5 protein-coding genes and 1 pseudogene are annotated in these 5,165 nt (G+C 32.6%); 2 read left to right on the top strand and 4 right to left on the bottom strand.

Annotation, left to right across the window (positions count from 1 at the left end):
- The first annotated feature begins 289 nt into the window (after positions 1–289).
- Positions 290–790 (top strand): DinB family protein, encoded by a 501-nt coding sequence (locus N0M92_RS28765; RefSeq protein WP_260288981.1) that lies wholly within the window; start codon positions 290–292, stop codon positions 788–790.
- A gap of 232 nt (positions 791–1,022) precedes the next feature.
- Positions 1,023–1,820: a hypothetical protein gene (locus tag N0M92_RS28760; protein WP_260288980.1), complete on the top strand. Its 798-nt coding sequence runs from the start codon at positions 1,023–1,025 to the stop codon at positions 1,818–1,820.
- 143 nt (positions 1,821–1,963) lie between these two features.
- On the opposite strand, the gene N0M92_RS28755 is transcribed toward N0M92_RS28760, so the two are convergent.
- From N0M92_RS28755 to N0M92_RS28740, 4 genes and pseudogenes are all read right to left on the bottom strand, one after another.
- A complete protein-coding gene (locus tag N0M92_RS28755) occupies positions 1,964–2,368 on the bottom strand; it encodes an endonuclease Q family protein (protein WP_260288979.1) in 405 nt (134 codons plus the stop codon).
- A gap of 23 nt (positions 2,369–2,391) precedes the next feature.
- On the bottom strand, positions 2,392–3,600 hold the full coding sequence (locus N0M92_RS28750; protein WP_260288978.1) for a ParM/StbA family protein: 1,209 nt from the start codon (positions 3,598–3,600) through the stop codon (positions 2,392–2,394).
- A gap of 494 nt (positions 3,601–4,094) precedes the next feature.
- Positions 4,095–4,328 (bottom strand): hypothetical protein, encoded by a 234-nt coding sequence (locus N0M92_RS28745; RefSeq protein WP_260288977.1) that lies wholly within the window; start codon positions 4,326–4,328, stop codon positions 4,095–4,097.
- Between the two features lie 113 nt (positions 4,329–4,441).
- Positions 4,442–5,165 (bottom strand): annotated as a pseudogene (locus N0M92_RS28740) (relaxase/mobilization nuclease domain-containing protein); the annotation flags it as partial.

Raw genomic sequence — 5,165 nt, 5'->3', positions numbered from 1 at the left:
GAAAACTTATCTAATAAACTAAATTAAGCAATAAATAGAAATAGGATTTCACTAATTTTGCAATGTTTTTAGATTTATAAAAGAAGCAGATTGTGAAGGATTGTACTTAAACTAACGGGTGCGTTAGCTGAAGATCGGAGCTGTCTTTAAGGCAGCTCTTTTCTTATGGAACTAAAGGGGTAGGTTTGTTGAAGCAGGTATTTGTAATAGAAAATTGAATAATTAGTTAAATATACAAAAAATGTAAAAGTTTTAGATTTGAGTTAATTAATATAAAGGAGGAATTAAATTGAGCGAACTTAAACTAATTAATACTTACAAAAATGAGCTTCAAAATTACTCTTTGGAACAGCTAAGATATAAATCTGAAGAAACGGTTTGGTCTATTGGGCAAATGTATGACCATTTAATCCTTGTTGCCCATGAGTATCTAGATAATATGGATACATGTTTCACCTTAAATGATGAACAACCCCTTGGGAAAACGGAGTTTGGTAAGCATTTATATAAGATTGGAGGGTTTCCACCAATTAAAATTAAATTACCGGACGAACTAAATACTCCACCTAATAATTCAGATAGAAAGGACGATCTTATCAGCAGAATGGATCAAGTAATTCTAAGGTTAAGCCAATGGGAATCGAAAGTGGATAATATTAACCCTAATTATAAAGTCGAGCATGGAGGGTTCGGATGGCTGAATGCAAGGGAATGGTATGATTTGGTTGGTATGCATTTTCGTCATCACTTGCGCCAAAAAGATGAGTTAGAACAAAAGCTTGTTAAGTGACGGGTGTTTAAGTTGAGGATAGGATTGTTTTGGCGATCCTGTTTTCTTATTCAAGTAACGGGTGTGTTAGTTGCATAAGGAACACAAAGGTGTTTTAACGTTGCAATGGAGATCGATCAAGAGATTTTGTCAAAAGGAGTCAAGCGCTTCATTCCATTCAGGATTGTTGGTTCCCATAGGAAGAGATAATCATTGAACACCAAAAAGTATGAATCTAGAAAGGTGAAAATTTATGGATAAAAAGGAACAAGTAACATTAGAAGTATGCAATGATAAAATATCTATAAACATTATGGGGATGAAGAAACTAGCATTTGTAGACCATACTCCTGAAATGTATGACCTAATCAAAAATGCAAGATTTAGAATTCCTGAAACCGAGGAAGCTAAAGAAAATTACAAATATCCGTATTCAAAGGAATATAAAAAAACATTACATCAGATCTCATTTGATTATTATTTCGGGGAAGAATTGCGGAAAGAAGCATATAGTAAGGATTATATAATTGAGCATCTTGATAATGATGGATTTAATTGTTCAATATCAAACCTTTTTTTATTGAAGAAAATTAAAAATACTTATAAAGGCTGGAATTTTGACAAGGTAGTAGATAATAGCAAGCATATTGCATCGCTGAAGATATATCATGTTTTAGAAAATAGAACATTTCAAATAACCATTGCATTCAATGCGTTATACCACAATGATCACACTGGAAAGTCACTTGAAAAAATCCGATTGCTCTATCCGTATAATTATGAAATTGTACTACAGGATGCTGAACAGATAATTGAAGCTATATCAAATAGAGAAAATATCAACTTCGAAAGATGGAAAGAAATCTACAGGTTTAAAGATATTCGTATCGAGTATGCACCTGAATTACAATTAACGGAAGAAGAGGAGAAACTACCACCTGGTTCAATGTTGATAAAAGATGGTCATTGCTATTTTCTTGTTGGGAAAACTGACACTTCAGTTGGACTCATCACCTCGATACCATATGATAAAAATTGGAACATGGAATGAATAAAAGTGCTTAATGGTCCCACTTTTTAATCAATAATTAATTTTTGTTCTTTTATGAGTTCTTGGTTAACCGGTCGCACGAAAAAGCCATGAGGAACTTATCACTCATGGCAGCCATTTTTTTATTTTGTTGTTAAGATTTCTTAAAGATTATTTAAATCTATATTCCCATAAATATCATTGCCCTTTGCTTTTTCTTCTAATTGTATTTCACTCTTTGTTTCTGCACCTTCCTCTTGGACTAGCTTCTTATCACGCTCATTTTTAATTTCTACCTGTTGAGGACTACTCCCAGTGTCTGCAAATGGATTCACAGGTCCTCCTATGCCGTTTTGGGCAGCTTCAAAAATAAAGGTGTTTCTCATGACTTCTTTTTGTATTTCCGGTGCTAAAAAATCCCCTGTGCCGTAAAGGTCAATTGCATGGTAGATCAAATTTCTTATTGCTATGGTCATATTGGATTGATTATTTAGCCATTGAAAAAACTCGTCTGTTTCAGTTAGTTGGAAACGACAATTGATCGCTTTCTTTTTTTCTTCTGCTTTCATAGAATCATCATTCCTTTTTTACCCTACATTTCTAATTCTTTTGAATAGAATAGGTTTCTGTTTAAATTGTTTAATCCATCAACATTCATTGTGACTGCATACTTTTGTGGAATCCATAAGAGTTTAGCATTTTGTGATTCAGTATAGTTGTTTAATTCAGCATACATTTCATCCTTGAACTCTATACTACCTCCACCATATACAGTAAAAATTTCTGTTTCATTTGACATATCTCTCGCATTTTTAGTAATAATGCTATCTAAAATCGAATCAGACTGTTCTAAACTAGTTTCTGCTAAAAATGTTTTCGCTAGCTCACTATCCTTTGGATATTCATTTGGTTGCTCGATATACTTACTAAACTGCTGACGGTTAATACTTAATCCTTTACGTTCATCTTTCAATAATTCAATTGCTGCAGCTATAGCATGTCCCATTCCTTGACGTTCACCTGAACAACGATCCGAAACTGGGTTTACTCCATTTGTAAAAATGTATTCTGTGGTTCCTGAACCAATATCAGTATGCATGATTTTTTTATCCGCAAAATCTTTTCCGGTCCAATTCAATTTATAATTCTGATTAAACTCTTTAAACATTTCATTTTCGCCCTCTAAAATAGCGTATAATGCTGGTACTCCTTCTTTCATTACTTTAACTCTTTCAAAAGTAACGTTTACAGTAACTTGTTTATCTCCTAAAAACACAATGACGATATGCGTATTCTTCGTGAATCTTTCTTCTAAAAACTTCGCATTTACCGCATTATGCTGACTGGCTGGAATCGCTGTACTCATGAAAACATTAGTAGAAAGCACTGGCCGAACTTCACTATTTAAAGCGTACTCTTTTTGGACTGTACGGGCAGCTATAAATCCTAATGATCCAATCAACATAAAATCCTCTTCGTGTTTTTCACCTGATTCAATATCCATATTGTATAAACCGCTTTTACTTACATTGGTTGCTTTTTTACCAATGGCATATAGCCCACTTCTTTTTATAGCGTCACTTGTGATATTTACCACTAGGTTATCCAAAAGCCCCGTAACGTTTTTTTGTAAATCCAGCTCTTGAACCTCCGGTTTTCTGGTTAATCTGCGATAAGCTGATTCAATTTTATAAACATCTGAATTAGGATTTTCAGATTCACGGATTTTCATTTTATCGTTTCCAATATCATTTGCTAAAAAAGTAGTGAAATCAGTTTTCGTTTCAATATTCGTAACCATTTTGCATTCCCCTTTTCTTTTGCTTTATTAACTATCTTTATAATATATTTTTTTAAAGCAAAATGCAAGCATTTTGCAATCATTAATAAAGTCATTTTAAAAAAATTTATTTTTTTGTTTAATTGCTATCTTTTTGCTTGCAAAAAGGCATTTAAAACAAGTTGAATTAAGATTATTTTTGGGTTTTAAGACTTTAAATATAAAATTGCTTGCAAAAAGAAAGCAACAAGATAGAAAAAAGGAAGGGGTTTCCCCATTTCCCTTTTTCCTCTTAGAGAGATAGTTGATAGGCAAGATACTTAGCAAACCAATGAACAACCATCGATATGCTGAAAACGTCATACGCTACAATAAGCATTGCCTGCAGAAGATCGCTTTCGATGTAGTTTCATGACTGGAAACATAAAAAAAGACCTAAAGATTGGTTTTTCTTCAGGTCTTTTTTATCGTTAAAATGCTATCTTAAATTCAGTATAATAGATATACCGGAGAGCTTAGAAGTGTTGGCCCACTTCATAACTGACCTGGAGATTAGGGGAATTAATCGCCAGGTCGCTCTCTATTTTTGTTAATTTCTCTAAGTGTTCATAACCTTCCTTTGTTATTAAAAGGGTACTACCTTTCATTTCAACACTGCCTTTTAATAGTAAATCAGATCCCCGTCTCCAAAGCAGATAAATGTATTTCGGATTCATGCCTAATTTTATACTGGCTTCTTGGGCAGTCATGATTTGATCCCATATTTGAATACTACCACCTCCGATACAAAAATGGGGAGTGCCACTAACTAGCCCATCTAGTAAGAAATATAACACAGAGTTTGTCTATTTTCCTTCGGAATTTATCTGCCAATTCCACGTTTTCTCTGCTGCTGTTGCTTTTTAATTTCCTCTTGCCGTTGCATTTTCCTTTGAATTTCCCTTTGTTTTTCTGCATTTTTCCCAAGACTTCCGTAAAAAATATTGCGATCTTGTTTGAGCATAGACAACTTAGAATAAAGGCTAGATTCATCAATAATATTGTATTGCTTTTTTAGATAATTCATATTTCTTTTTGCAGTATCATACTGCTTAAATTTCGAATAATTTTCTTGTTTGAAAAGAGTTTTATCTTCGCTTGCTTTATATTCTTGTATCAATGGATAACTACTTTTATAAACAGCAAAACAATCTTTCATTTTATCCAATTTGTAAATTTCATCATCAAATAAAGTAAGCTGTTTTTCAAAGTTTTCGATTAAATGATCTTTCTTTAATTCAACCTCATTAAGTTCATCCAGCGTGATATTTTTTTTATACAATTGGCTGCTGATTTCATTTAAATAGTTAATATTCTTTTTCGTGGCCCATTTGCTTAATCCTTTATTATTTTTAAATTTCGCTTGTGACTTGTCGATCCATTGTTTATCAATTATTGACTGCTTAACCGGAACAAATTCTTTATTCTCAATCCTATATTTTATCGAGGATTCTAAATAATTTATTCCTAATGTTTTTGTTCGCATAAACTTATCTGATTTTGTATTTTTAAAAGATAAATATTTTCCTTGTTTGCTTTCATATCCC

The organism is Peribacillus aracenensis, assembly GCF_025175645.1.
Classification (GTDB): domain Bacteria; phylum Bacillota; class Bacilli; order Bacillales; family DSM-1321; genus Peribacillus; species Peribacillus aracenensis.
Note: the sequence above shows the minus strand (reverse complement) of the source record. Positions and strands in the feature narration are given on the sequence as shown.

Bases quoted from the DNA above. Each gene is read 5' to 3' on its own strand.
- N0M92_RS28745 (WP_260288977.1), bottom strand. From the start codon at position 4,328: ATGACTGCCCAAGAAGCCAGTATAAAATTAGGCATGAATCCGAAATAC.
- N0M92_RS28755 (WP_260288979.1), bottom strand. From the start codon at position 2,368: ATGAAAGCAGAAGAAAAAAAGAAAGCGATCAATTGTCGTTTCCAACTA.
- N0M92_RS28760 (WP_260288980.1), top strand. From the start codon at position 1,023: ATGGATAAAAAGGAACAAGTAACATTAGAAGTATGCAATGATAAAATA.
- N0M92_RS28750 (WP_260288978.1), bottom strand. From the start codon at position 3,600: ATGGTTACGAATATTGAAACGAAAACTGATTTCACTACTTTTTTAGCA.